This is a genomic window from Blastochloris sulfoviridis, assembly GCF_008630065.1.
In the GTDB taxonomy this organism is placed as follows: Bacteria; Pseudomonadota; Alphaproteobacteria; order Rhizobiales; family Xanthobacteraceae; genus Blastochloris; species Blastochloris sulfoviridis.
The window spans coordinates 1-24,779 of record NZ_VWPL01000018.1 but is presented as its reverse complement, the minus strand read 5'-3'; the positions used below and the strand labels follow the sequence as shown (position 1 = coordinate 24,779).

The 24,779-nt window shown below is 68.5% G+C and carries 22 protein-coding genes; 9 read left to right on the top strand and 13 right to left on the bottom strand.

The features are described 5' to 3' along the window. The first annotated feature begins 27 nt into the window (after positions 1 to 27). Both F1193_RS11000 and F1193_RS10995 read left to right on the top strand, forming a co-directional pair. Positions 28 to 456, top strand: a complete 429-nt coding sequence (locus tag F1193_RS11000; protein WP_150097737.1) for a putative toxin-antitoxin system toxin component, PIN family — start codon at positions 28 to 30, stop codon at positions 454 to 456. Next, on the top strand, positions 453 to 710 hold the full coding sequence (locus F1193_RS10995; RefSeq protein WP_150097736.1) for a toxin-antitoxin system HicB family antitoxin: 258 nt from the start codon (positions 453 to 455) through the stop codon (positions 708 to 710). Before F1193_RS11000 ends, F1193_RS10995 begins: the two co-directional genes overlap by 4 nt. Before the next feature lie 125 nt (positions 711 to 835). On the opposite strand, the gene F1193_RS10990 is transcribed toward F1193_RS10995, so the two are convergent. The 7 genes from F1193_RS10990 to F1193_RS10960 all read right to left on the bottom strand — a co-directional run bounded on the left by F1193_RS10990 (position 836) and on the right by F1193_RS10960 (position 8,707). Further along, a complete protein-coding gene (locus F1193_RS10990; RefSeq protein WP_342781812.1) occupies positions 836 to 1,651 on the bottom strand; it encodes a DUF1194 domain-containing protein in 816 nt (271 codons plus the stop codon). Positions 1,652 to 1,771: 120 nt separating this feature from the next. Continuing rightward, positions 1,772 to 2,896 (bottom strand): 3,4-dihydroxy-2-butanone-4-phosphate synthase, encoded by a 1,125-nt coding sequence (ribB, locus tag F1193_RS10985; protein ID WP_425457232.1) that lies wholly within the window; start codon positions 2,894 to 2,896, stop codon positions 1,772 to 1,774. Continuing rightward, entirely contained in the window at positions 2,893 to 3,981 is a 1,089-nt protein-coding gene (gene aroC, locus F1193_RS10980; RefSeq protein WP_150097734.1) for a chorismate synthase, read from the bottom strand. The genes ribB and aroC overlap by 4 nt, the downstream gene beginning before the upstream one ends. A 322-nt stretch (positions 3,982 to 4,303) precedes the next feature. Further along, on the bottom strand, positions 4,304 to 4,747 hold the full coding sequence (locus F1193_RS10975) for an NUDIX hydrolase (RefSeq protein WP_246164318.1): 444 nt from the start codon (positions 4,745 to 4,747) through the stop codon (positions 4,304 to 4,306). Next, the gene (locus tag F1193_RS10970) at positions 4,744 to 5,271 is read right to left on the bottom strand and encodes a hypothetical protein (protein ID WP_150097733.1); all 528 of its coding nucleotides are present in this window, start codon (positions 5,269 to 5,271) and stop codon (positions 4,744 to 4,746) included. The genes F1193_RS10975 and F1193_RS10970 overlap by 4 nt, the downstream gene beginning before the upstream one ends. 137 nt (positions 5,272 to 5,408) lie before the next feature. Further along, a complete protein-coding gene (locus F1193_RS10965) occupies positions 5,409 to 6,839 on the bottom strand; it encodes an FAD-binding oxidoreductase (protein ID WP_150097732.1) in 1,431 nt (476 codons plus the stop codon). 200 nt (positions 6,840 to 7,039) lie between these two features. Next, on the bottom strand, positions 7,040 to 8,707 hold the full coding sequence (locus tag F1193_RS10960) for a tetratricopeptide repeat protein (protein ID WP_246164317.1): 1,668 nt from the start codon (positions 8,705 to 8,707) through the stop codon (positions 7,040 to 7,042). A gap of 204 nt (positions 8,708 to 8,911) precedes the next feature. Here F1193_RS10960 and F1193_RS10955 point away from each other — a divergent pair, with 204 nt between their 5' ends. Then, on the top strand, positions 8,912 to 9,781 hold the full coding sequence (locus F1193_RS10955) for a 4-(cytidine 5'-diphospho)-2-C-methyl-D-erythritol kinase (protein WP_150097731.1): 870 nt from the start codon (positions 8,912 to 8,914) through the stop codon (positions 9,779 to 9,781). 221 nt (positions 9,782 to 10,002) lie between these two features. Further along, the gene (locus tag F1193_RS10950) at positions 10,003 to 10,299 is read left to right on the top strand and encodes a hypothetical protein (RefSeq protein WP_150097730.1); all 297 of its coding nucleotides are present in this window, start codon (positions 10,003 to 10,005) and stop codon (positions 10,297 to 10,299) included. Between the two features lie 248 nt (positions 10,300 to 10,547). On the opposite strand, the gene bchE is transcribed toward F1193_RS10950, so the two are convergent. Then, positions 10,548 to 12,248: a magnesium-protoporphyrin IX monomethyl ester anaerobic oxidative cyclase gene (gene bchE, locus F1193_RS10945; RefSeq protein ID WP_150097729.1), complete on the bottom strand. Its 1,701-nt coding sequence runs from the start codon at positions 12,246 to 12,248 to the stop codon at positions 10,548 to 10,550. Between the two features lie 296 nt (positions 12,249 to 12,544). Here bchE and F1193_RS10940 point away from each other — a divergent pair, with 296 nt between their 5' ends. The 5 genes from F1193_RS10940 (at position 12,545) to F1193_RS10920 (ending at position 16,558) form a co-directional block, all read left to right on the top strand. After that, positions 12,545 to 13,063 (top strand): bifunctional adenosylcobinamide kinase/adenosylcobinamide-phosphate guanylyltransferase, encoded by a 519-nt coding sequence (locus F1193_RS10940; protein ID WP_150097728.1) that lies wholly within the window; start codon positions 12,545 to 12,547, stop codon positions 13,061 to 13,063. Between the two features lie 108 nt (positions 13,064 to 13,171). Beyond that, positions 13,172 to 13,969 (top strand): adenosylcobinamide-GDP ribazoletransferase, encoded by a 798-nt coding sequence (gene cobS, locus F1193_RS10935; RefSeq protein ID WP_150097727.1) that lies wholly within the window; start codon positions 13,172 to 13,174, stop codon positions 13,967 to 13,969. Further along, positions 13,969 to 14,511, top strand: coding sequence for a histidine phosphatase family protein (locus F1193_RS10930; protein ID WP_150097726.1), 543 nt, complete (start codon positions 13,969 to 13,971; stop codon positions 14,509 to 14,511). Before cobS ends, F1193_RS10930 begins: the two co-directional genes overlap by 1 nt. Before the next feature lie 107 nt (positions 14,512 to 14,618). Then, entirely contained in the window at positions 14,619 to 16,106 is a 1,488-nt protein-coding gene (locus F1193_RS10925; RefSeq protein ID WP_246164325.1) for a cobyric acid synthase, read from the top strand. Positions 16,107 to 16,216: 110 nt separating this feature from the next. Continuing rightward, a complete protein-coding gene (locus F1193_RS10920; protein ID WP_150097724.1) occupies positions 16,217 to 16,558 on the top strand; it encodes a cysteine-rich small domain-containing protein in 342 nt (113 codons plus the stop codon). Positions 16,559 to 16,571: 13 nt separating this feature from the next. On the opposite strand, the gene F1193_RS10915 is transcribed toward F1193_RS10920, so the two are convergent. The 5 genes from F1193_RS10915 to F1193_RS10895 all read right to left on the bottom strand — a co-directional run bounded on the left by F1193_RS10915 (position 16,572) and on the right by F1193_RS10895 (position 24,478). After that, a complete protein-coding gene (locus tag F1193_RS10915) occupies positions 16,572 to 17,513 on the bottom strand; it encodes an ArgK/MeaB family GTPase (RefSeq protein ID WP_150097723.1) in 942 nt (313 codons plus the stop codon). Then, a complete protein-coding gene (locus F1193_RS10910) occupies positions 17,510 to 17,866 on the bottom strand; it encodes a hypothetical protein (RefSeq protein WP_150097722.1) in 357 nt (118 codons plus the stop codon). Before F1193_RS10910 ends, F1193_RS10915 begins: the two co-directional genes overlap by 4 nt. Before the next feature lie 286 nt (positions 17,867 to 18,152). Next, on the bottom strand, positions 18,153 to 20,831 hold the full coding sequence (ppdK, locus tag F1193_RS10905; protein WP_150097721.1) for a pyruvate, phosphate dikinase: 2,679 nt from the start codon (positions 20,829 to 20,831) through the stop codon (positions 18,153 to 18,155). Positions 20,832 to 21,550: 719 nt separating this feature from the next. Next, entirely contained in the window at positions 21,551 to 23,875 is a 2,325-nt protein-coding gene (gene glyS, locus F1193_RS10900) for a glycine--tRNA ligase subunit beta (RefSeq protein WP_150097720.1), read from the bottom strand. A 3-nt stretch (positions 23,876 to 23,878) separates the two neighbouring features. Next, on the bottom strand, positions 23,879 to 24,478 hold the full coding sequence (locus F1193_RS10895) for a cysteine hydrolase family protein (protein ID WP_150097719.1): 600 nt from the start codon (positions 24,476 to 24,478) through the stop codon (positions 23,879 to 23,881). Between the last annotated feature and the right edge of the window lie 301 nt (positions 24,479 to 24,779).

Here is a 24,779-nt window from a genome sequence, read left to right as displayed (position 1 = left end):
TATTGCATGTGATATCATTTTTCTAAAATGAGGCTGCTTCTCGATACGGCCGTCATGGTGGCGGCGATCCGCAGTGACGCTGGCGCGTCCCGACGTTTGCTGGTCGCAGCGCTGGAAGGCCGGCTGACGCTTCTGGCCTCCGTTCCGCTCATGATCGAGTATCAGGCGGTGATGACCCGGCCGGAGCATCTGGCGGCGTCTGGCCTTTCCAGTGACGAGGTCGAGGTGCTGCTTGATGCGATTGCTGCAGTGGCAACGCCGGTGCGTATTGCCTTCCTGTGGCGGCCGGTCCTCGGTGATCCGGATGACGACATGGTGCTCGAGACGGCCGTAAACGGACAGGCAGACGCTATCGTGACATTCAATGTCCGCGACTTTTCCGGGAATGCATACCGCTTCGGTCTCGCTGTTCTCCTGCCGGGCGAAGCATTGAGACGATTGGAGAGATCGCCATGAGGAAAAGCAACTTTGCCCTGAGGCTCCAGCCCTCCCTGCTGGAGGAAGCCCGCAAGGTGGCCGAGGCGGAAGGCGTGGCGCTGAACCAACTCATCAATGTTGCCGTAGCCGAAAAACTCTCGGCCTTGCGGACGGAAAGCTATTTCCAGGAGCGGGTGGCCCGAGCGGACGTTGCCAAGGCGCTTGAAATTCTGAAGCGAGCCGGCGTTGGAAACCCGCCGGTCGCAGGCGACGCAATCTCCGACGAACGATAGCCCTCATACGGTTTCCGGCCGTTCAGGCCGGACAACCTTATGCCGATGGCCGAAAATCCTCATTCGCTCCGGGATTTTTCGGCGCGACCGTTTCGGTATCCCGAAGGGGTCAACCGGAAACCGCATCAATTGTGCATGCGCTCGCGCCACATCTTCTCGCCAATGGCGCAGTCGACGCGCGGCGCGGACGTCGCGGCCGGGATCACCGGCGGTGCGGCCGGGGAGATGCCCGCGACCTCCATCACCAGCTTGCGGCGGATCGCCTCGGCGAACTGATCGGGCGCGCGCACCGGCACCACGAAGGCGCCGGGGCCGCCGATGACGCAGTCCTCGTAATAGAGGTCGAGATCGGCGACATCCATCATCGCCGCGTTCGGCCGCTTGAGCAGCAGCGGCAAACCGTTGATTATAATTCCATTTTCCAGCGCGCGGTCGCGGGCGAGGGTGACGGGTTCGCCCTGGTTGTTGGCGCCGTCGCCGGAAATATCGATCACCCGGCGCAGGGCGCGATAGCCGTTGCCGTCGAACATCCATTCGGCATAGGCGATGGCGCCGGAGATCGAGGTGCGGAAGGCGCGACGCAGCGGGATCTGCGCGATCTTCTCCGCAATATCCTGCGCGCTCGCTGGCCCGTCGAGCAGGGACCAGTCGAGCACCGTGCGCTGCTCGAACGCGCCGGCCCACTCGACATAGGCGATGGCGATGCGGCCGCTGGGGCCGGACCTCACCGCGTCGAGGAACGCGCCGGACACCAGCGCCTGGGCGTAGCCGTCGCGCTGCAGGCGCTGCTCGTCCTCGTCCATCGAATAGGAGATATCGACGGCGAGGATGAGCTCGACATCCACCGCGATCTCGACATCGGCGCGCGCCGGCACCCCCAACAGGGCGCCGAGCGCGGCCAGGGCGAGAAGCGGCGGCCACCGACGACGGGGGTTCGTCACGACCGGCCTCCAGCGAGACGCGGTCCACCCGCGCCCTGCCCAGTGTGGCGGCAAGCCGTGCTGCCGTCAGGCGGTCCGGCGATCACGAATTCGCGCGGAGCCTGAGACGGGAATCCGGCCTCACACCAGTTCGGTGGCCAGGATCTCGATGTCGAAGCCGGCGACGCCGACATAGGTGCGCGACTTGGAGGCCAGCAGGCGGATCGACACCAGCCCGAGATCCTTGAGGATCTGGGCGCCCAGGCCGATCTCGCGCCACTGCTCCTCGCGCTTGCGGGCGGATTCGGACTCCTCCGCCCCGCTCGGCGCCAGCGTCTCGTGCGGCACGCCGGCGGTGCCTTCGCGCAGATAGACCAGCACGCCGCGCCCGAGCTTGGCGATGCGCTCCAGCGCCCGGTCGAGCGAGCGGTCGGCGCCGAACACGTCGCGCAGGATCTGCTCGCGGTGCAGCCGCACCAGCACGTCGCGGCCGTCGCCGATGTCGCCGAACACCAGCGCCAGATGCTCGACATTGTCGAACGGCGTCCAGTAGCTGAAGCCGGTGGCGCGGCCATGGGCGGTCTCGACCGGGAACTCGGCCATACGGCGCACCAGCTTGTCGCGGCGCTGGCGCCAAGCGATCAGGTCGGCCACCGCGAGGCGGGTCAGGCCGTGGCGCTCGGCGAACGCCTTGATCTCGCCGCCGCGCATCACCGTGCCGTCGTCGTTCATCAGTTCGCCGATGACGCCGACCGGCGCCAGGCCGGCGAGCCGGCACAGATCGACCGCCGCCTCGGTGTGGCCGGAGCGCATCAGCACGCCGCCCTCGCGGGCGATCAGCGGGAAGACGTGGCCGGGTCGCACGAAGTCGCCCGCCCCCATATTGCCGTTGGCGAGCGCGCGCACGGTGGTGGCGCGCTCCTCGGCCGAGATGCCGGTGGTGACGCCGTGGCGGGCGTCGATCGAGACGGTGAAGGCCGTGCCGAGCGGGGCGTCGTTGCGCGCCACCATCGGCTCCAGGTTCAGCCGCCGGGCGTCGGCGGCGGTGAGCGGCGCGCAGACGATGCCGGAGGTGTGGCGGATGATGAAGGCCATCTTCTCCGGCGTGCACAGCGAAGCGGCGACGATGAGGTCGCCCTCGTTCTCGCGGTCGTCATCGTCGGTGACCACGACGATCGCCCCGGCGCGGAACGCCTCGATCGCGGTGCGCACCCGCTCCTGGCTGTCGGTCATGGCGGCCTCCCCCTCCGGTCGAACGCGGGTCATCCAGTCTGTCCTCTATGTCGCAGATAGTGATCGGCCAGCACGGCGGCCATCATCGCCTCGCCCACCGGCACGGCCCGGATGCCGACGCACGGATCGTGCCGGCCCTTGGTGAGGATTTCGGTGTCGTTTCCGGCGCGGTCGATGGTGCGGCGGGGCGTCAGGATCGACGAGGTCGGCTTGACCGCAAAGCGCACCACCACGGGCTGACCGGTGGCGATGCCGCCGAGAATGCCACCGGCATTGTTGGACAGGAACTGCGGCGCGCCGTCACGGCCCATGCGCATCTCGTCGGCGTTGTCCTCGCCGGTGAGCGCGGCCGCAGCAAAGCCTGCGCCGATCTCGACGCCCTTGACCGCATTGATGCTCATCATCGCGCTCGCGAGGTCGGAATCGAGCTTGCCGTAGAGCGGGGCGCCGAGGCCGACCGGCACGCCCTCGGCCACCACCTCGACGATGGCGCCGATCGACGATCCGGCCTCGCGAATCTCGTCGAGATAGGCCTCCCAGCGCTGGGCGGTCTCGGCATCGGGGCAGAAGAACGGGTTCTTGGCCGTCTCCTCCCAGTCCCAGCGGGCGCGGTGGACGGCGTGCGGGCCGACCTGGATCAGCGCACCGCGGATGGTGACGAACGGCACTACCTTGCGGGCCACCGCACCGGCGGCGACGCGGCAGGCGGTCTCGCGCGCCGAGGACCTTCCGCCGCCGCGCGGATCGCGGATGCCGTATTTGGCGTCGTAGGTGAAGTCGGCGTGGCCGGGCCGGTACTTCAGCGCGATGTCGGAATAGTCCTTCGAGCGCTGGTCGACATTCTCGATCATCAGCGCGATCGGCGTGCCGGTCGTGCGCTCGATGCCGTCGGCCGGGTCGACATAGGTGCCCGACAGGATCTTCACCGTGTCGGGCTCGCGCCGCTGGGTGGTGAAGCGGCTCTGGCCGGGGCGGCGGCGGTCGAGGTCGGCCTGGATGTCGGCGGCCGTCAGCGCGATGCGCGGCGGACAGCCGTCGATGACGCAGCCGATCGCCGGCCCGTGGCTCTCGCCGAAGGTGGTGACGCGGAACAGATGGCCGTAGGTGTTGAGGGACATTCGCGAAATGCCGGGGCTTCATACGGTTTCCGGGTGATCCCTTCGGGATACCGGAAACGATCTCGCCGAAAACCCCAGGTCTTCAAGAGATTCTCGATAACGGGGTTTTCGGCGATCGGAATACGAAACTCCGGCCCGATCGGCCGGATTTCGTATTAGGGCATATTCCGGTCGGACTGTGTCCGGCCGGGCGCCGAGCCCTTGATACGGTTTCCGGCCCGATCGGCCGGACAGCGACACCCTTCTATAGAGCACCGCCGGGGTGGTGGAAACCGGCGCGCCGGGGTCCTTGGGTCCAAGGTACTACCTTTGGTCCAAAGTCCTACCAGGGAACGCCGAGGCTCGCGGCCGCCGCGGCGGCGAGCTCGTCCAGCCGGTCGGTGGTGGGGCGGGCGGCAAGCTGCGCGCGGTCGACCCAGGCGATCTCGGGCGCCTCCGCACTTGGCGTCGGCTCGCCGGCCGCCCATTCGGCAGCGAAGCAGGCGACCACCAGATGGCGGGCGACGCGGCCGTCCGGATCGCGGTGGATGATCTCGGCGTGGCCGATGAAGGCGCCGAGCCGGATCTCGCAGCCGATCTCCTCGCGCACCTCGCGGCGGACGGCCTCGTGCAGCGTCTCGCCCACTTCCACGCCGCCGCCCGGCAGGCTCCACAGCCCTGCCATCGGCGCGTGGCCGCGGCGGGCCACCAGCATGCGGCCGTCACGGAAGATGGCCGCGCTGGCGCCCAGCACGGGTGCTGCCGGATAATGGCGGGAGACGCTCACCGCGCGGGCGGATCGGCGAACAGGGCGTCCACCCCGTCCTGGGTCTCGCGGGTGGAGGCCGCCTCCTGCAGCGGCTTGCCGTGGATCACGGCGCTGGCCTCCGACAGGTATTCCTTGAGGTCGGCCAATGCCGCCTCCACCAGCGCGCGCGCCTCGTCCTCGGCCGGGCCGGCGGCCAGCGCCGCCCGCGCCTGGACGATGATGTCGGTCATGGTGGTGCCGATCTCGTTCAGCCGGTGGCGCAGCACCGCCGGCGCCCGGTGATAGGCCTCGATGGCGAGATCGCGCGCCTTGAAGCTGGAGCGGGAGAAGTGCTGCACGTAGTCCGCCGGCTCCCAGTGGGCCAGCTCCTCGGCGCAGGCGGGATCGTCGGGCACCAGTTCGAGCAGCATGATCGCTTCGTTGAAGCGGTTCAGATAGTCGGTAGCGAGCCCGGTCTCGGGGTGGAGATTGGCCGCCTTCAGGCGTTCCGGATCGAACCGCGGCGCGAAGGCATCCGTGTGGTTGGGCTCAGCCAGGGTCATCGGTCGGACTGGGTTGTGGTCGGATCTGACCGGCGATCATCGGCCCGATCGTTAAACATCCGGATAATGCGCGGCGGCGGCCCGATCGATCCGTTCGACTGTTCCCCGGATCCCGAAGGGATCACCCGGAAACTGCCTCAAAGCACCTTGCCCGGATTGAACAGGCCGTCCGGGTCGAGCGCGCGCTTGATGGCGCGCATCAGGTCGAGTTCCACCGGATCCTTGACGCCGGGCAGGAGCCCCCGCTTCAGCCGGCCGATGCCGTGCTCGGCCGAGATCGAGCCGCCGTGGCGCATCACGATGGCGTGGACAAGGGCGTTCACCTCCTCCCAGCGGGCGAGATAGGCGGCGGTGTCGGCGCCCGGCGGCTGGGTGATGTTGAAATGGATGTTGCCGTCGCCGAGATGGCCGAACGGCACCGGGCGTGCCGCTGGCATCAGGCGGGCGAGGGCCGCCGTCGCCTCGGCCAGGAAGGCCGGCACGGCGGTGAGCGGCACCGAGACGTCGTGCTTGATCGAGCCGCCCTCCGGCTTCTGGGCGGCGGGGATCGATTCGCGCAGGCGCCACAGCCCGGCGCGGGCATCGAGGCTCGCGGCAACCACCGCATCCGCGATCAGGCCGCGCTCCAGCGCCTCGGCCAGCAAGTCCTCGATTCGGCCGCGCAGCTCGGCCCCGCCGTGCGAGGACACCTCCAGCAGCACGTACCAGGGATGCGTCCCGGCCAGCGGATCGCGCGTGCCCGGAATATGGGCGAGCACGAAATCGAGGCAGATGCGGGCCATCAGCTCGAAGCTGGTGACGGTGCCGCCGGCCCGCGCCTGGGCGAGGCCGAGCAGCGCCAGGGCATCGGCCGGCGAGTCGAGGCCGATCTGCGCCGTCTCGACCGCGGTCGGCGCCGGAAAGAGCTTGAGGACGGCGGCGGTGATGATGCCGAGCGTGCCCTCGGCGCCGATGAACAGATGGCGCAGGTCGTAGCCGGTATTGTCCTTGCGCAGCTTGCGCAGGCCCCGCCACACGCGGCCGTCGGCCAGCACCACCTCCAGCCCGAGCACGAGGTCGCGGGCATTGCCGTAGGCGATGACCTGGGTGCCGCCGGCATTGGTGGCGAGGTTGCCGCCGATCGTCGCCGTGCCCTCGGCGGCGAGCGACAGCGGAAACAGCCGGCCGGCCTCGGCCGCGGCGTCCTGCGCCCGCTTGAGCGTGACGCCGGCCTCGCAGGTCATGGTGGCGGATTCGACATCGACCTCGCGGATGCGATCGAGGCGGAGCGTCGACAGCACGAGCTGGCGGCCGGTGTCGTCCGGAATCTGGCCGCCGACGAGGCCGGTATTGCCGCCCTGCGGCACGATCGCCGTGCCGGTCTCGTGGCACAGGCGCACGACCGCGGCGACCTCCTCGGTCGAGCCGGGCCGCACCACCGCCAGCGCCCGCCCGGCATAGAGGCCGCGGCTCTCGGTCAGATGGGGCGCGGTGTCATGGGGCGAGACGAGGACGTGCCGCGGCCCGACCACGGCGGCGAGGCGGTCGAGAAGGGCGGCGGGCAGGTGGCCGTCGGGCGAGAGGGTCATGCCGCCAGATTAGAGCATTCTCCGCAAAAGTGGGCACCGGTATTGCGAAAGAGAATGCGACAAACCAAAGACTTAGAGTGTCCGATCTGATGCAGTCAGATCGGACGCTCTAGCGTTGCGGCGGACACTGGCGCCATAGCCGGACTCGATGTCTGCGCCCTCTCCCGCACGGGACAGGGCGGGAGGCCCGGCGCGGCGGGTCAGCCGCCGCTGCGGACCTTGTCGTTCTCCGCCTTCGGCTTGGTCTCGATCTGAAGGCCGTTCTTCAGCTTGGCTTCGATCTTCACCAGATCATCCGGCTCGGGCTTCATGTCGCGGGCATGGCTCCACTGGAACATCGCCTCCAGCCTGCGGCCCACCATCCAATAGGCGTCGCCGAGGTGATCGTTGATCACCGGATCGTCCGGCTTCAGCTCGATGGCGCGCTCCAGTTCGTCGACCGCCTCCTCGAAGCGGCCGAGCCGGTAGTGCGCCCAGCCCAGGCTGTCGACGATGTAGCCATCGTCCGGCCGAAGCTGCACGGCGCGGCGAATCATGTCGATGCCCTGTTCGAGATTGACGCCCTGGTCGACCCACGAATAGCCGAGATAGTTCAGCACGTGCGGCTGATCGGGGAAAAGCTCCAGCGCCTTCTTGAAATCGGCCTCGGCCTTCGGCCAGTTCTTGGAGCGCTCGTAGCAGATGCCGCGGAAATAATAGATCATCCAGTTTCGGCGCTCGGGCTTCTCAAGGCTGTCGATGCCCTTGGTGTAGACCTGAGCCGCTTCCTCGAACTGCTTGCGCCCGCGCAGCACGTTGCCGAGCGCGATCACGGCATCGAGGTCGTTGGGATCGTCCTTCACCAGCACTTCGAGGTGCTCGCGCGCCTCATCGGTGCGGTCGAGCTGGTCGAGATTGAGCCCGAGCTGGATCTCGGCGTTCCGCTTCAGCGACGAGCTGTCGGGGACGCGTTCATAGATCTCGATCGCCAGATCCGGCTTCTTCAGCGTCTCGAACAGGTCGGCCAGCGACAGGAGCGCCAGCGGGTGCTTCGGCGTGAGATAGAGCGCGAACTGCAAATAGATCAGCCCGAGATCCTCGCCGCCCTGGCGGGCAAGCGCGGCCCCGAGGCCGTAGAGCACCTCGGATGCTCCCTCCTGGGCCGAGCGCACCGGCGGCGGCAGGCTCTTGCCCTTCTCCAGCGTCTCAATGGCCTCGACCACCAGCGGATGCTTGGGCAGAAGCTTATCGAACCCGCGATAGACCTCGAGCGCCACCTCGCGCTGGCCGTTGCGCGAGGCCCAGCGGGCGTAGGCGTCCACCACCCGCAGCTCGGTCGCGCTGGTCTTGTAGGCGCGCTCCAGGCGCTTGCCGGCCTCCTTCTTCTGGCCGGCCAGATCGAGAATCAGCCCCGCGTGCAGATCGCGGAAGGTGGCGTACCATTCCGGCCCCTGCAGCCTGTCGAGCAGCTCGATCGCGCTCTTGACGTCGCCGGCGCCATAGGCGGTCCAGGCGGCGAGCAGCGTCGCGGTCAGATCGGCGATCGGCGTGCGCACCGACTGGGCGAGCTGGGTGCGCGCCGTTTGGTACTGCTTGGCCTTGATGGCGCGGATGGCGATGGCGAGACGGGCAATGCGGTGCTGGCGGTCGAGCTGCACCAGCCGCGCGGCAAGGGTGGCGGCGTCATTGATGTCGCCCTGGGCCAGCATCACCAGGAAGGCGCGCTCGACGACCTCGGGGCTTTTCGAATCGACCTTCAGCGCGGCCTTGAAGTAGTCAGTCGCGGCGGCGTTGTCGCGCAGCGTCCCGGCGAGGCGGCCGGCGAGATAGGCGCCGGACAGCGTCACGTATTCGGTATCGCCGCCCTGTGCCATCTGCGGGCGAGCCACCGCCGCCCCTCCCGCGACCAATGACAGGACGAGAGCAGCGACCACCAAATGGCCAAGTTTCGTCAAGGAGGAATCCTCTGTTGCCGGACAGTCCGGCCAGTTGGGCGGAGAATGGACGCTTTCCCCGGCGCGGGCAAGGTTGCGGCCCCTCGCCGTAAAAGACTCTTGAACCCGCCGCAAAATTGCGGTTGATCGGGCGCCCGGATGCCTTACATCGACCGCGCTTCAGCCAAAATCAATCTCACGTTGCACGTCGTCGGACGCCGCAGCGACGGCTGGCATTTGCTCGAGAGCCTCGTGGTGTTCGCCGGGCTCGGCGACACGCTGACGCTGGATCCGGGCGGGCCGCTGTTGCTCGACGTCGCGGGGCCGACGGCGGCCAATGCCGGCCCCCAGGACGACAATCTGGTGCTGAAGGCGGCGCGCGCGCTGGCGACCGAGGTGCCGGATCTGGCTGTCGGCCGATTCGTGCTGACCAAGCGGCTGCCGGTGGCCGCCGGGCTCGGCGGCGGCTCGGCCGACGCCGCCGCCGCGCTGCGGCTTCTCGCCCGCGCCAACACGCTGCCGCTGGACGATCCGCGGCTGCACGCCGCCGCCTGCGCCACCGGGGCCGACGTCCCGGTATGCCTGCCCTGCTGCGCGCGCATCATGCGCGGAACGGGCCATGACCTCGGCCCGCCGCTGGCCCTGCCGCCCTTGCCGGCGGTGCTGGTCAATCCCGGCGTGCCGGTGGCAACCGTGGGGGTGTTCCGGGCGCTCGCCATCCCGCCGGGCACCGACATTCCTTCGGACCATCCGGCCGAGGATCGCATTCCCACCTCGCGCGAGGCGCTGATCGCGGCGCTGGCGGACTTGCGCAACGACCTCGAGCCGCCGGCGCGAGCGCTTGCGCCCGCGGTCGGCACGGCCATCGAGGCCGTGGCGGCAACCGCCGGGGTGCGGCTCGTGCGGATGTCGGGCTCCGGGGCCACGGTGTTCGGCCTCTACGGCACGCCGCGCGACGCCTCGCGGGCAGCGGCGAAGCTGCGGGCCGCCCATCCCGGCTGGTGGGCGCGGGCGACCCTGCTGCGCTGACCTTGCTCAGATCTGGAGCATTTTCCGCAAGAGCGGGCACCGGTTTTGCGGACGAACATGCGCCATCGCGAGTACCGATGCGCCCGCCACACCCCTTTTTGCACGCGCGCAACCACCCCGGCGGCTGCGGCCCGGCCCGGGCGGGTGTAGGTTTTGCGCCGGACGGACGACGAAGCTCCGGCTTGATCAGCCGGACCTCGAATCAAGCGGAGGAACGCCGGATGCGCATGGTGGCCGTACTCATCACAGGGCTTGTCGTCGGGCTGCTGGGGCCGCTTGGCGCCAGCCGCGCCGAAGAGGACGAGATTCCGGACCGCTTCCTGCTGGTGATGCAGGAGCGCGGCGGGCTTGCCCCCGGCACCCGGCCGACCTGTTTCGCGGCGTGGAAAACGCAGGTCACCGAAGCCTATTACAAGCCATGCCCGTGGGATCAGCCGCCCAGCAAGCGCAAGGTCGCCCGCCCCTGGCCGTGGATGAACGGCGACGGGCTGTTCATGGGCCTCAGCGTCAGGAACTGATACCAACGGCGGCGATAGCCGACCGGTGGCTCCGCTTGCGAATTTTCGTGAAACCATTGATTTTCTTGAAGTAAATTCGCAAGAGTCAACGTCCCTGCGCATCAGCGTTTGGGGCCGTTGGCACGACGGCGGGCCTCCGCCTACCAGCACGCACGCGGGAACATGGCCGCCACCAAAACGCCGATGGCCGGGACAGGGCCCGGCCATCGAGAGTCTTTTCGTCGACGAGCGGCGCTTGCCGCCCCTGATCAATGCACCTTGGCGACCGGCTCGTTCTCCGGCATCTGCTGGGTGCCGCCGCCGCAGGCCATGATCTTCTCGGCCGGCGGGACGACGATGTCGTCCATCTGCTCGGTCGAGCCGCCGCATGCGCGCATCTCGGCCACCGCCGCCGCAGTGGTGGAAGCCGCCGCATCCTGCTTGCGCTTGGGCGCGCTCTTCCAGTCGGCCGACTGCTGGGCGATCGGCGCGTCGGCGAGCTTGCGCGACTTGTCGAACTCGAACTTGAGGAACTTCTTCGACAGCGGACCCCAATAGCCGCGCTTGCCGAGGTCGTAGAACTTGCGCTCGAACGCGCTCTTGAGGAACGCCTTGAGGCAGCCCACCAGATAGCTGCGCCGCAGCGGGTCGCGCTCCCACATGTAGCCGAACAGCGCCTTGTTCATGTAGAACCGGCGGTAGTTCTTCATCACGAGGTCGAGCAGCTCGGCGCGGTCCAGCGCCTTGGAGCGCATGATCGGCGTGACGAAGTTGTACTTCTCGAAGTCGAACACCTCGACCTTGTCGCCCATCTCCTTAAACAGATCGGAGAACGGCCAGGGCGTGTACATCGACCAGTTGGCAAGGTCCGGGTTCCAGTCCCGAACCATGCGGTAGGTCTCCTCCAGCGTCTCGGCGGTCTCGTTCTCCAGGCCGACGATGAACTGGGCCTCGGTGACGATGCCGGCGTTGCGCAGAAGATCGATCGCCCGCTTGTTCTGGCCGACCGTGGTCTCCTTGTTGAAGATGTCGAGGTTGAGCTGGGCCGCCGCCTCAGTGCCGAGCGAGATGTGGACGAGGCCGGCCTTGCGGTAGAATGGCAAGAGCTCCTCGTCGCGCATGATGTCGGTGACGCGGGTGTTGATGCCCCACTGCACCGGCAGGTTGCGCTTGATCATCTCCTCGCAGAACTCGATGAACTTCTTCTTGTTGATGGTGGGCTCTTCGTCCGCCAGGATGAAGAAGCCGACCTTGTACTTGGTGACCAGTTCCTCGATCTCGTCGACCACCTTCTTGGGGTCGCGGACGCGGTAGTCGCGCCAGAACTTCCACTGCGAGCAGAAGCTGCAGGTGAACGGGCAGCCGCGGGCGAGGTTCGGGGTCGCGACGCGGGTGCCGGTCGGGATGTAGATGTACTTTTCCCAGTCCAGGATGCCCCAGTCGGCGACGATGGTGTCGACGTCGCGGATCGGCGGCTCGGCCTGGGTGGCGATCACCTTGGAGCCCTCGGCATAGGCGATGCCGGCGACTTGGCCGCGGCAGTCGGGCCAGCGGCCTTCGTCGACCGCGCGGGCGAGCTTCAGCATCACCGCCTCGCCCTCGCCGCGCACCACGGCGTCGATCCAGGGCGCCTCGATCAGCACCTGCTGGTACATGAAGGTGCCGTGGATGCCGCCGAGCACGGTGACCACCTTCGGGTTCACCTCCTTGGCGATCTGCAGAACGCGCTCGGCCTTGTAGATCGCCGGGGTAATGGCGGTGGTGCCGACGATATCCGCCCCCGAGGCCGCAAGCTGCGCGCGCAGTTCGTCCTCGGTGAGATCGTCGGTCATCGCGTCGATGAACCGGATGTCGCTGTAGCCGCCGGCCTTCAGATAACCGGCAAGATAGGCGACCCAGGCCGGCGACCATTTGCCGGCAATCTCGGCACCGCCGGAATGATAATTCGGATGGACGAGCACGATCCGCATGACAGCCTCCGCGGGGGCGATACCCCATACCGGCCCCCGGCCGTCGAGGCGCTGGGGCGGGAGTGCTTATGACCGGGCGTTGGTATGTGCGTGGCAAACAGGTGTCAACATCGCTCTACACGAGGCGCGCCGTATCCGTGTCACGTCGGATGGACAATTGGTCGCTTAAGGCTGTGCTGCCTGGACGGGCCAAGACGGCCGGACCGCCAAGCTCTGGCGCCATTGGGAAATCCCGCGTATGTCGCCGCCCGATGATGCTGCGGCTGGCCGCAGCCGAACGGAGGTTACACCGCGCGATGGGTCATCTGACGTTCCTGACCGGCCCGACCCGCAGCGGCAAGAGCCGGCGGGCGGTGGAGATCGCCCGAAGCTGGGGCGATGGCGTCGTGTTCGTCGCCACCTATCCGGTCGATCCCACCGACGCCGAGATGGCCGAACGGGTGCGCCGGCACCAGGCCGAGCGCCCGCCTTCCTGGCGCACGCTGGAGGCACCGGACCGCATGGCGCAGGCACTGTCGGCCCTCGACCCCGCCCCGGCCGGCGCGGTCGTCGACAGCGTGGTGCTGTGGACGGCGACGCGCTTCGAGCAGGCGGACGATGTCATCCTCGCCGCCTGGGAGACGGAACTCGCCGCGCTCAAGGCCGCGCCCTTTCCGGTGATCCTCGTCGGCGACGAGATCGGCTGGAGCCCGGTGCCGATGGATGCCTCCCTGCGCCGCTTTCGCGATCTCGTCGGCGTGCTCGGCCAGCGCGCGGCCGCCGTGGCGGATGAGGCATGGCTGATCGTCGCCGGCTGCCCGGTGCGCCTGAAATGACCCGGATTCCCGTTCAACTGCAGGCGGTTGCGCCCTTTCTTCCCTCTCCCACCCGGGCCGCGCTTGCGCGCGCCCCGGGTGGGAGAGGGAAAGAACGCAGCCGTCATTATGCCGAGTAATCCCTCCCCGCTCCCCGTCAGCCCGTTCGCGCGCGAGCGCCGGGCGCTGCTCGCCGCGGTGATCTATTTCACCCGCATCCCCCTGCCGCCGCTGCCGCCCTTCGCCGAGGACGATTGGCGGCGCGCCACCAGCTACTGGCCGCTGATCGGGGTCGGCGTCGGCCTCGTCGCGGCCGCCATCTATGCGCTGGCGTCGCTGGCGCTGCCGGCCGGCGTCGCCGCGGGGCTGGCGCTGGCCAGCGGCGTCGTGCTCACTGGCGCCCAGCACGAGGACGGCTTCATCGACGTGTGCGACGGCTTCGGCGGCGCAACCCGCGAGCGCATGCTCGACATCATGCGCGATTCCCGCATCGGCGCATTCGGCGCCATCGGGCTGGTGCTGCTGGTCGGGCTGAAATGGCAGGCGCTGGCCGCCCTGCCGGCCGATGTCGCCGCCGTGGCGCTGATCGCCGCCCACGCCTTCAGCCGCGGGCTCGGCGCCATGGTGATGGCGGCGCTGAGCTATGCCCGCACCGACGCCAGCCGCGCCCGGCCGATGGTGAGCGATCTCAAGGGCGACCGGCTGGTGCTGGTGGTCGGGCTCGCCATCACCCCGCTGATCCTGCTGCCGGCGGCCGCCATCCTGCCGGCCTTCGCGGCCGGCGCGCTGGCCTGGACAGGCTGCGTCGCGATGTTCAACAGCCGCCTCGGCGGCTACACCGGCGATTGCCTGGGTGCGACGCAGCAGATGACCGAATTGGCGATCCTGCTCGCGGTGCTGGGCTCTGTGGTGCTGGGCGCGCACTGATGCTGATCCTGGTGCGCCACACCCAGGTCGCTGGCGTCACGGGCCTGTGCTACGGTCGCTTTGAAGCCGGCCTGGCCGAGACCTTCGCGGACGAGGCGGAGGCGGTGCGTGCCGCGCTTCCCGCCGGGATCGCCGCGGTCTATTCGAGCCCGGCCGCCCGCTGCCGGGCGCTGGCGGCGCGGCTTCATCCCGCGCCGGTCCTCGACGACCGGCTGCACGAGCTCGATTTCGGCCATTGGGAGGGCCGGCGCTGGGACGACATTGCACGCGCCGAGATCGACGCCTGGACGGCGGACTTCGTCACCTTTGCCCCGCCCGGCGGCGAGACCTTCGCCGCGCTCGCCGACCGCGCCTTCGCCTTCGCCGCCGACATCACCCGCCGCCGTGGCAGCGCACCGGTGGTTGCCGTCACCCATGCCGGCGTGATCCGCGCGCTCGTCGCCCGCGCCCGCGGCCTTGCCTTGACGGATGCGTTCGCCATCGACGCCCCGCCCGGCAGCGTCCACCGTGTCACGCTTGCCCCGGCCGGCGCGGTCTCGTAGCAAGCGCCACCCCCAATCGAGCCGAGTAAGCCCGCGTGACCCAGTCCCTCGCCGACGTCGTCTTCACCCCCGCCCCCGCCGACCTGCCCAAGCGCGCCCGCACCCTGATGATCCAGGGCACCGCCTCCGACGTCGGCAAAAGCATGGTGGTGGCGGCGCTGTGCCGCGCCTACACCCGCCGCGGCCTCAAGGTGCTGCCCTACAAGGCGCAGAACATGAGCAACAACGCCGCGGTGGCGTCCGACAGCGACCTGCCGCCGGGGCCGGACGGCGAGATGATCCGCGGCGAGATCGGCCGCGCCCAGGCGCTGCAGGCGCGCGCCTGCAAGGTGCCGCCGTCGATCCACATGAACCCGGTGCTGCTCAAGCCGCAGACCGACATCGGCTCGCAGGTGGTGCTGCGCGGCCGGGTGCTCGGCAACTGCCCGGCGCGCATCTATCACAAGATGCGCCACGCGCTGATGCCGGCGGTGCTCGACTCGTTGCGCCGCCTGCAGGCGGAGGCCGACCTCGTCATCGTCGAGGGCGCGGGCTCCGGCGCCGAGGTGTACCTGCGCTCAAGCGACATCACCAACATGCGGCTTGCCGAGTCGGCGGACCTGCCGGTGGCGATCCTGTCGGACATCGACCGCGGCGGCACCATGGCTGCGATCGTCGGCAGCCACGCGCTGCTGAGCGAGGCCGACCGCGCCCGCGTCGTCGGCTACATCATCAACAAGTTCCGCGGCGACTTCTCGCTGTTCGAGCCGGGCTGCAGGACGATTACCGAGGCGACCGGCTGGCCGTTCCTCGGCGTGATCCGCTGGTTCGACCGCGCCGACCGCCTGCCGGCCGAGGACTCGCTGGCGCTGGAGCGCCCGGCCGAGTTCGGCGGGCGCGGCCTCAACATCGCCGTGCCACGGCTCTCCCGCATCGCCAATTTCGACGACCTCGACCCGCTGGCCGCCGAGCCGGGGGTGGCGCTCAAGTTCGTCCAGCCGGGCAATCCGATTCCCGCCGACACCGACGTGATCATCCTGCCCGGCTCCAAGGCCACCCGCACCGACCTCAATGTGCTGCGCAAGGAGGGCTGGGACATCGACATCCTCGCCCATGTGCGCCACGGCGGACGGGTGGTGGGGCTGTGCGCCGGCTTCCAGATGTTGGGCAAAGTGGTGCGCGACCCGCAGGGCCTCGAAGGCCCGGCCGGCGAGACCGAGGGGCTGGGCCTCTTGGACGTCGAGACCGAGATCACCACCGACAAGCGGCTGGTCGATCTCGACGTCACCGACCAGATCTCCGGCCAGCGCGTCACCGGCTACGAGATGCACATGGGCCGCACCACCGGGCCGGGCCTTGAACGGCCGTGGCTGATGCTGGGCGATGGCGCGAGTGCCCGGCCCGAGGGCGCGGTGTCGGCCGACGGCCGCGTCACCGGCGCCTACGTCCACGGCCTGTTCGGCTCGGATGCCTTCCGCGCCCACTGGCTGACCACGGTGGGGGCCGAGGCCTCCGCGCTCGACTTCGAGGCGCGTACCGAGGCCGCGCTGGAGGCGCTCGCCGATCACGTCGAGGCCAATCTCGACCTCGACGCGCTGTTGAAGCTGGCGAGGTGAGGCAGGCCGGCGTCCCCGGTCATTTTCCGCCGGCCGGTTGAATCGGCCGGTATCCGACCCATTTCGTCACCACGCGGCAAGCTTCAGAACAGGATCGGACACGAGGCGCGATGGAGCCCAAGGACACCACCTACAACGAGGCCTTCAAGGGTTTCACCAACACGGCATGCCCGTTCTTCCCCTGCCACAAGGGGGTGGAGCGCGAGTTCAACTGCCTGTTCTGCTACTGCCCACTGATCGCCTATGAGTGCCCCGGCCCCTACAAGGTGTTCACCGACAAGAACGGCCTGAAGCGCAAGGACTGCTCGGACTGCATCCTGCCGCACAACGGCTATCGCCAGTCCTGGAACTTCATCCAGAAATGGCTGGAGCGGCCGGTGGTCTGGGACGGCCACGAGCAGACCAGCCCGCCGGTCCAGCGCCCGCGCGAGGATGAGACGGAGCGGGGGTGATCGCCCCGCGCTCTCACCCCGTCTTACCGCCCTCCAGGCGGGAGGCCAGAACCCGCGCGATCGCCAGTTCGCGGCCGAACGGCCCGGCCGTGCCGGCGTCGATCGCCGACGCCGCCTTGAGCCCGGCCGCGCCGAAATGGGCGCGGATGCCCTCCTCGACCCAGGCCGCCTCCTGCGCGCCGCGCCGCTGGGCGAGCCGCCCGCCGACCGCCAGATGGGCGCGGTGGCGCTCGATCGCCTCGGTCAGCTCGCCCAGCCCGTCGCCCCGGCCGGCCGCCACCAGCACCACCGGCACCGGCCAGTCCTCGTGGCCGGTATAGAGCGTCAGCGCGCCCTTGACGTCGTTGGCGGCGCGCTGGGCCGGCGCGCCCATGTCGGCCTTGGTCACCGCCACGATGTCCGGCACCTCCATGGCGCCGGCCTTCATGAACTGCAGCGAGTCGCCCGAGCCCGGCTGGATGCACAGCACCACGGTGTCGACGGCAAAGGCGATGTCGGTCTCCGACTGACCGATGCCGACACTCTCGATCAGCACGCGGTCATAGATGGCGCGCATCATCACCATGGCAGCGACCGTCTGGTCGGACAGGCCGCCGAGCCGGTCGCGCGCCGCCATCGAGCGCACGAAGATGCCCTTGTCCTCGGGATCGGTGACGATGCGGGCGCGGTCGCCGAGCAGCGCGCCGCCGGTGCGCTTGGAGGACGGATCGACGGCGATCACCCCCACCGTCTCGCCGCTGCCGCGCCAGTGCTTGATCAGGGTGTTGGTGAGCGTCGATTTGCCGACGCCGGGCGGGCCGGTGAGGCCCAGCACGTGGCCGCGCGCGGCGCGGCAGGCCTCGTCCAGCAGCGCGGCCAGCGCCGGCTCGCCGGCGTGGGTCTCGATGGCCGCGAGCGCCTGGGACAGCGCCCGTTTGCCGCCGGCGGCGATGTCGGAAAGCGTGGGAAGCGTCATGATGCGGGCTGCGTGAACATCTGGATGGCGAGCCACTGCGCGCCGAGGAAGCCGGCCACCGCGACGCCGCAGCCGATGACGATGGCACGGCCGCTGATCACCTCGGTGAGCGGCCGGCGCACCGCGAGGCGCAGCGCGATCAGCGCCAGGCAGCCGAGGCCGAACAGCTCATAGAGCCGGTCGGGATCGAAGCCGCCGGGCGTCGCACCGGCATTGAGGCCGAAGGCGATGCCGAGGATCGCCATGCCGCCGAACCACCAGGTCAGCACGCGCGGCGAGACCGGCGGCCGTGGCGGCTCGGGCGTGTGGAACTTCGGCGGCGGGTAGACGGGTTTGGTGGGCAGCCAGCGCATGGTTCGGGGATGATCCGGGTCGTCGATGACGGAGGCGACGCCACCCTCTCCCCTTGCGGGAGAGGGTGGCGAGCGATCGTCAGATCGCGAGCCGGGTGAGGGGTTAATATTCAGGCGGACGCCCGCATGCACCCCTCACCCGGCTCGACCTCGCTTCGCTCGGCCTCGCCACCCTCTCCCACAAGGGGAGAGGGAAGAAAAGAGTCGCGATTTGCGATCATCCCTCATGGCGAGGAGGCGCCTTGCGCCGTCTCCAGCCATGAGGGCGTTCGTCAGGATCCCGACCTCACGCCGTGCCGGAGCTGGCGGCGCCGATGGCCGCCTGCGCCGCGGCGAGGCGGGCGATCGGCACGCGGAACGGCGAGCACGACACGTAGTTGAGCCCGGTCTTGGCGCAGAACACCACCGAGGCCGGATCGCCGCCATGCTCGCCGCAGATGCCGAGCTTGATGTCCGGCCGCGTCTTGCGGCCGCGCTCGGCGGCGATCTGGATCAGTTCGCCGACACCGTCCTGGTCGATCGACACGAAGGGATCGCCCGGGAAGATGTTCTTCGCGGTGTAGCTGTCGAGGAACAGCGCCGCGTCGTCGCGCGAGATGCCGAAGGTGGTCTGCGTCAGGTCGTTGGTGCCGAACGAGAAGAACTCGGCGCTGGCGGCGATGTCGCCGGCACGCAGTGCCGCGCGCGGCAGTTCGATCATGGTGCCGATCTGGTAGTCGAGCTTGGTGCCGGTCTCGGCCTCCACCGCCTTGGCCGTCTCGATGATGTGGCTCTTGACGAAATCGAGCTCGGCCTTGGTGGAGACCAGCGGCACCATCACCTCCGGCACCACCGGCTGGCCGGTCTTCTTGCCGGCGATCACCGCCGCCTCGAAGATGGCGCGCGCCTGCATCTCGGCGATCTCCGGATAGACCACCGCGAGGCGGCAGCCGCGGAAGCCCAGCATCGGGTTGAATTCCTTGAGCTGGTTGGCGCGGGCGTCGAGCTTCTGCGGATCGGCGCCGATCTGCTTGGCAACTTCCGCGATCTCGTCGGCGCCGTGCGGCAGGAACTCGTGCAGCGGCGGGTCGAGCAGGCGGATGGTGACCGGCAAGCCCTTCATGATCTCGAACAGCTCGACGAAGTCGTCGCGCTGCATCGGCAGGAGCTTGGCGAGCGCTGCGCGCCGGCCGGCCTCGTCGTCGGCGAGGATCATCTCGCGCACCGCAAGGATGCGCTGCTCATTGAAGAACATGTGCTCGGTGCGGCACAGGCCGATGCCCTCGGCGCCGAAGGCGCGCGCGGTGCGGGCGTCGGCCGGCGTCTCGGCATTGGTGCGGACCTTCAGCGTGCGGCGCGCATCCGCCCAGGTCATCAGCGTGGCGAACTCGCCGGACAGCTCCGGCTCGATCATCGGCGCCAGGCCCAGCAGCACCTGGCCGGTGCCGCCGTCCAGCGTGATGAGGTCGCCCTTCTTCAGCACCTGGCCGCCCGCGGTCATGGTGCCGGCGGCGTAATCGACGCGGATGGCGCCGGCACCGGAGACGCAGGGCTTGCCCATGCCGCGCGCCACCACGGCGGCGTGCGAGGTCATGCCGCCGCGGGTGGTGAGGATGCCCTCGGCGGCGTGCATGCCGTGGATATCCTCCGGCGAGGTCTCGACGCGGACCAGGATGACCTTCTTGCCCTGCCCCTTCAGCGCCTCGGCCTCGTCGGAGGAGAACACGATCTCGCCGGCCGCGGCGCCGGGCGAGGCCGGCAGGCCGGTGGCAAGCACGGTGCGCGGCGCCTTGGGATCGATGGTCGGGTGGAGAAGCTGGTCGAGCGAGGCGGCATCGATGCGCAGCACCGCCTCGTCCTGGCTGATCATGCCGGACTGCGCCATCTCCACGGCGATGCGCAGCGCCGCCTTGGCGGTGCGCTTGCCGGTGCGGGTCTGCAGCATCCACAGCTTGCCGCGCTCGACGGTGAACTCCATGTCCTGCATGTCGCGGTAATGGCGTTCGAGCTTCTGCGCGAAGAGGGCGAACTGGCTGAACACCTCCGGCATCGTCGTTTCCATCGACGGCTTTTCCGAGCCGCCGGCGATGCGGGCCTCCTCGGTGATCTCCTGCGGCGTGCGGATGCCGGCGACCACGTCCTCGCCCTGGGCGTTGAGCAGGAACTCGCCGTAGAGCTTGTTCTCGCCGGTCGAGGGATTGCGGGTGAAGGCGACGCCGGTGGCCGAGGTCTCGCCCATGTTGCCGAACACCATGGCCTGGACATTGACCGCGGTGCCCCAGCTCTCGGGGATGGAGTGCAGGCGGCGATAGGTGATGGCGCGCTGGTTCATCCAGCTGCCGAACACCGCGCCGATGGCGCCCCAGAGCTGGTCATAGGGGTCCTGCGGGAAGGGCGCCTTCAACTCCTCGCCGACGCGCGTCTTGTAGCGCGCGACCATCTCTTCCCAGTCGGCGGCGTTGAGGTCGGTGTCCTGAACGTAGCCCTTGGCGTGCTTGTACTCTTCGAGGATTTCCTCGAACACGTCATGATCGATGCCGAGCACGACGTTGGAATACATGGTGATGAAGCGGCGATAACTGTCGAAGGCGAAGCGGCGGTCGCCGGAGGACTTGGCCAGGGCCTCGACGGTGACGTCGTTGAGGCCGAGATTGAGCACGGTGTCCATCATGCCCGGCATCGAGGCGCGCGCGCCGGAGCGCACCGACACCAGAAGCGGGTTCTCGACATTGTTGAAGCCGCGGCCGGTAATCTCGCCGACGCGCAGCAGCGCGGCCTCGACCTGGTCCTTCAATTCGGGCGGATATTCCCGGCCATTGGCATAATAATAGGTGCAGACTTCGGTGGTGATGGTGAAGCCCGGCGGTACCGGCAAGCTGAGATTGGCCATCTCGGCGAGGTTCGCCCCCTTGCCGCCGAGCAGATTCTTCATGTCGGACTTGCCTTCAGCGGACCCGCCGCCGAAGCTGTAAACCCATTTCGCCATGTCGCCTTCCCCTCGCGATAGAGCATTCTCCGCAAAAATGGGACCCCGTTTTGCGAAAGAGAATGCGAGAACTCAAGACCTTGAGACGCGTCCGTCCGGTACGTTAAGTTCGGCGGACGCTCCAGCCCGCGTGCAGTGCAAGAAACCCCGGCCCAAACCACCCGGCCCGGGTTCGTCCGTTGGCTGGCGCGCGGCCGGCCGCCGGGTACGCCCGAAATGCGTAGCCTTTGTGCAACATCGGTCGCATTGCGGCAAGAAGACTCAGGCTTTGCCGGTGCGGCCGTAGCGCCGCAGGGCGGGTGCAATCGCCTGCATTCGCGCACACGGTGCCGCCAATCCGGGTTTGAAGCCGGCTAAATTCTGGCCGGCATGGCTGGGGAACCGCCATTGCCGGTGGAACGGCTGCCGGGAGCGGCGCGCCTGCCCTCTCCGCTTTCGGCTACAGCAATCACGCGTCTGAATCACCGAGGTGCAAAGACCGAGCCAGAATGGGTGCAAAGACCGAGCCAGAATGCTGCCCTTCTTCCAATGACCTGCACCTGCGGCGTTTGCCACGAACTCGCCGACGTCATGGCCGGGCTTGTCCCGGCCATTCATGTCTTTGTCTTTACATCTGTTTTCAAGACGTGGATGCCCGCGACAAGCGCGGGCATGACGAGTCTTGTGGCCACCGGCAAAATGGCCAGCCAGGGAACTCGGAGACACACGCGGCGGGCCGGTCAGCCCTCGATGCGGCTGAAGTCGGCCACGGTGCGGGTGGCGGCGCGGATTTCGTTCAAGAGTTTCAGGCGGTTCTCGCGGATGGCCGGGTCGTCGGCGTTCACTGTCACCTTGTCGAAGAAGGTGTCGACGGGACCGCGCAGGCGGGCCAGCGCGCCCATGGCGCCCGAGAAGTCCTCGGCAGCGACGGCGGCGGCCGCATCCGTCTTGGCGGTGTCGATGGCCGCGGCAAGCGCCCGCTCCTCGTCCTGGGCGAAGAGCGCGGGGTCCGGCGCGCCGTCGAACGCGCGGCCGTCCTTCTTCTCCTCGATGCGCAGGATGTTGGCGGCGCGCTTGGTTCCGGCGAGCAGGTTCCTGCCGTCGTCCGAGTCGAGGAAGGCGGCCAGCGCCTCCACCCGCCGCACGATCAGCACGAGGTCGTCCTGGCCCTCCAGTGCGAACACCGCATCGACCAGATCGTGCCGCGCGCCCTGCTCGCGCAACTGGACCTTCAGGCGATCGGCGAAGAAGGAGAGGAGCGCATCAATCGTTTTAAATGGATCCAGGAACCCTCGACGGGCTTGATCCCAGAAAGAGCCCTCCAGTTCAAACCCACTAACCCCTTGTTCATCACCCAATGTGAACGCAATTGATGTAAAATTTTCCCTCAAGCGAAATTCTTCTAAATTGTCAGGCGAGCGAATATGCTGAAAATCGCGCCCCTTCAGGATATGACCATTTTCATCGGTGCCCCCATCTGGATCGTCGACGACATCCGAAACCAGGAGCACTGAACGATACTTATTATCCCATTCGCAAATGACAGCCCAAATGGCTTGCTGGAAAAGCTCAGCAAGTCTGAGACGATGCCCGTTTTCAATTATGTTGCGAATGCAGCCGAGCGCAGCACGGCGCAGGGCATAGGGGTCTTTTGAACCTGTCGGAAGCTCACCCATCCAGAAGAAAAGCGAAAGCGTGTCGAGCTTGTCGGCCAGCGCCACCGCGATCGAGACCGGATCGGTCGGCACGCGGTCGGAGGGGCCGACCGGCTTGTAGTGCTCCTCGATCGCGGCGGCGACCGAGGCATCCTCGCTTTGGGCCAGCGCGTAGTACTTGCCCATCAGGCCCTGGACTTCCGGGAACTCGCCGACGACTTCCGTCACGAGGTCGAGCTTGCACAGGCGTGCTGCGCGCTTCGCCTTCTCGACATCGGCGCCGACGAGGGGTGCGATCTCGGCCGCCAGCCGCTCGATACGCTCGATGCGCTCTCCTTGCGTGCCCAGCTTGGCGTGGAATACGATCTCGGAGAGCTTCGGCAGCCGGTCCTCAAGCTGTTTCGCCAAGTCGGTCTCGTAGAAGAACTTGGCATCCGACAGCCGCGCCCGGATCACCCGCTCATTGCCGGCGATGATGGCGGCGCCGCCATCCGAGGCGACGAGGTTCGACACCAGGATGAAGCGGTTGGCGAGCCCCTCGCCTTTCTTCAGCACGAAGCACTTCTGGTTGGCGCGGATGGTGGCGCGGATCACCTCAGGGGGAATCGTCAGAAACGCCGCGTCGAACGATCCCATCAGCGCAACCGGCCACTCGACGAGGCCCGACACCTCCTCCAACAGCCCGGCGTCCTCCACCAGCTCGAAGCCCTGCGCGAACGCCAGATTGCGGGCGTCGTGCAGGATCATGGCGCGGCGCCGCTCGGGATCGGCCACCACCTTGGCGGCCTCCAGCTTGGTCAGATAATCGTCCCAGCGCCGCACCAAAATCGGGCCGGGCGCGAGGAACCGGTGGCCGTAGGTGACGTTGCCGGCGCGGATGCCGTCGACCTCGAACGGCACGATCTCCGGCTCCTCGGTTTCGGGGCCGAAGGTCGCGACGATGGAGTGCAGCGGCCGCACCCAGCGCAAAGATCCCTCGCCCCAGCGCATCGACTTCGGCCAGGGGAAGGCGCGCACGATGGCGGGCAGCACCTCGGCCAGCACGTCGAGCGTGGCGCGGCCGGGCTTCTCGATCACCGCGACGTAGAACTCGCCCTTCTTGGCATCGCTCACAACCTTGGCCTGGCCGATGTCGGCAAGCCCCGCCGACTTGAGGAAGCCCTGGATGGCGGCCTCGGGCGCGCCGAGGCGCGGGCCCTTCTTCTCCTCCCGCACGTCGGGCTGGCGGGCCGGCAGGCCATGGATGGTAAGCGCAAGCCGTCGCGGCGTGGCGATGGCCTTCGCGCCCTCATAGGTCAGGCCGCGCTCGACCAGCGCAGTGGTGACCAGCGACTTGAGATCCTCGGCCGCACGCGGCTGCATGCGGGCGGGAATCTCTTCGGAGAACAGTTCGAACAGAAGATCGGGCATGGCTCAGCGCTTGAGGTCGGAGGCGCGGCAGACGATGGCGAAGCGGTCGGCCAGCTCGGCCAAGGCGACGCGGTGAATCTCGGCCGCCGGAATGACCGGGCCGCCGGTGGGATCGGGCAGGTCGCGGGTGGCGCAGGCATCGGCGATCACGGTGACGCCGAGGCCGTGGTCGAGGGCGGCGCGCGCGGTGGTCGAGACGCACATATGGGTCATGAAGCCCGCCAGCACGAGCTGGCGGCTGCCGGTCTCGGCCACAGCCTCGGCCAGCTCGGTGTCGGCAAAGGAATTGGGCAGCGTCTTCTCGACCACCCGCTCGCCGGTGACCGGCGCTGCCGGATCGGCGAAAGCAAAGCCCGGCCCGGCCGGGTCGAACGCCCCGCCGGCCGCGCCGCGGTGCTGGACGTGGATGACCGGCGCGCCGGCCGCACGGGCGGCGAACAGCACGTCGGCCAGGCGCGCCAGCGCCGCGTCGACGTCGACCAGCGGCAGGCGGCCATCGACATATTCGCGCTGGGCGTCGATCACCACCACCACGGCATCGGCCAGCCGCGGCGGCACGCTCGGCGCGCCGACCATGTCACGCAATGTGCGGGGAGCGGTCATCGGCCCTCGGCTCCTGTTTGCAGTGGCTCGACATTCCATCGAAATGCGGTTTGGGCAAGGGCGGGGGACGGGAGTTCCCCCCACCCCCAACCCCTCCCCACCACGCGCGGTGCTCGCGGGGAGAGGGAGGAAGAGGGTTGCGCACCCCCCACCCCTGACCCCAGGGGAATCGCAGATGAGTATAAGGGCATTGCGCGGGAGGTAGAGAAGGATTCATTCATGACGCTTCTCGATTCGGGGAGGCTCCCATGCAGGCTCTCATCTCGATTTTCCGCCAAGTTCACGATCCTCGCGACATCAA

Excerpts from the sequence above, each read along its gene's own strand:
- bchE (WP_150097729.1), bottom strand. The coding sequence starts at position 12,248 with ATGCGGATCGTGCTCGTCCATCCGAATTATCATTCCGGCGGTGCCGAG.
- F1193_RS10995 (WP_150097736.1), top strand. The coding sequence starts at position 453 with ATGAGGAAAAGCAACTTTGCCCTGAGGCTCCAGCCCTCCCTGCTGGAG.
- F1193_RS10950 (WP_150097730.1), top strand. The coding sequence starts at position 10,003 with ATGCGCATGGTGGCCGTACTCATCACAGGGCTTGTCGTCGGGCTGCTG.
- F1193_RS10940 (WP_150097728.1), top strand. The coding sequence starts at position 12,545 with ATGGGTCATCTGACGTTCCTGACCGGCCCGACCCGCAGCGGCAAGAGC.
- aroC (WP_150097734.1), bottom strand. The coding sequence starts at position 3,981 with ATGTCCCTCAACACCTACGGCCATCTGTTCCGCGTCACCACCTTCGGC.
- F1193_RS10910 (WP_150097722.1), bottom strand. The coding sequence starts at position 17,866 with ATGCGCTGGCTGCCCACCAAACCCGTCTACCCGCCGCCGAAGTTCCAC.
- F1193_RS10915 (WP_150097723.1), bottom strand. The coding sequence starts at position 17,513 with ATGACGCTTCCCACGCTTTCCGACATCGCCGCCGGCGGCAAACGGGCG.
- F1193_RS10920 (WP_150097724.1), top strand. The coding sequence starts at position 16,217 with ATGGAGCCCAAGGACACCACCTACAACGAGGCCTTCAAGGGTTTCACC.
- F1193_RS10970 (WP_150097733.1), bottom strand. The coding sequence starts at position 5,271 with ATGACCCTGGCTGAGCCCAACCACACGGATGCCTTCGCGCCGCGGTTC.
- F1193_RS10925 (WP_246164325.1), top strand. The coding sequence starts at position 14,619 with ATGATCCAGGGCACCGCCTCCGACGTCGGCAAAAGCATGGTGGTGGCG.
- glyS (WP_150097720.1), bottom strand. The coding sequence starts at position 23,875 with ATGCCCGATCTTCTGTTCGAACTGTTCTCCGAAGAGATTCCCGCCCGC.
- ppdK (WP_150097721.1), bottom strand. The coding sequence starts at position 20,831 with ATGGCGAAATGGGTTTACAGCTTCGGCGGCGGGTCCGCTGAAGGCAAG.
- F1193_RS10965 (WP_150097732.1), bottom strand. The coding sequence starts at position 6,839 with ATGACCCTCTCGCCCGACGGCCACCTGCCCGCCGCCCTTCTCGACCGC.
- F1193_RS10895 (WP_150097719.1), bottom strand. The coding sequence starts at position 24,478 with ATGACCGCTCCCCGCACATTGCGTGACATGGTCGGCGCGCCGAGCGTG.
- F1193_RS11000 (WP_150097737.1), top strand. The coding sequence starts at position 28 with ATGAGGCTGCTTCTCGATACGGCCGTCATGGTGGCGGCGATCCGCAGT.
- cobS (WP_150097727.1), top strand. The coding sequence starts at position 13,172 with ATGCCGAGTAATCCCTCCCCGCTCCCCGTCAGCCCGTTCGCGCGCGAG.
- ribB (WP_425457232.1), bottom strand. The coding sequence starts at position 2,896 with ATGACCCGCGTTCGACCGGAGGGGGAGGCCGCCATGACCGACAGCCAG.
- F1193_RS10930 (WP_150097726.1), top strand. The coding sequence starts at position 13,969 with ATGCTGATCCTGGTGCGCCACACCCAGGTCGCTGGCGTCACGGGCCTG.
- F1193_RS10955 (WP_150097731.1), top strand. The coding sequence starts at position 8,912 with ATGCCTTACATCGACCGCGCTTCAGCCAAAATCAATCTCACGTTGCAC.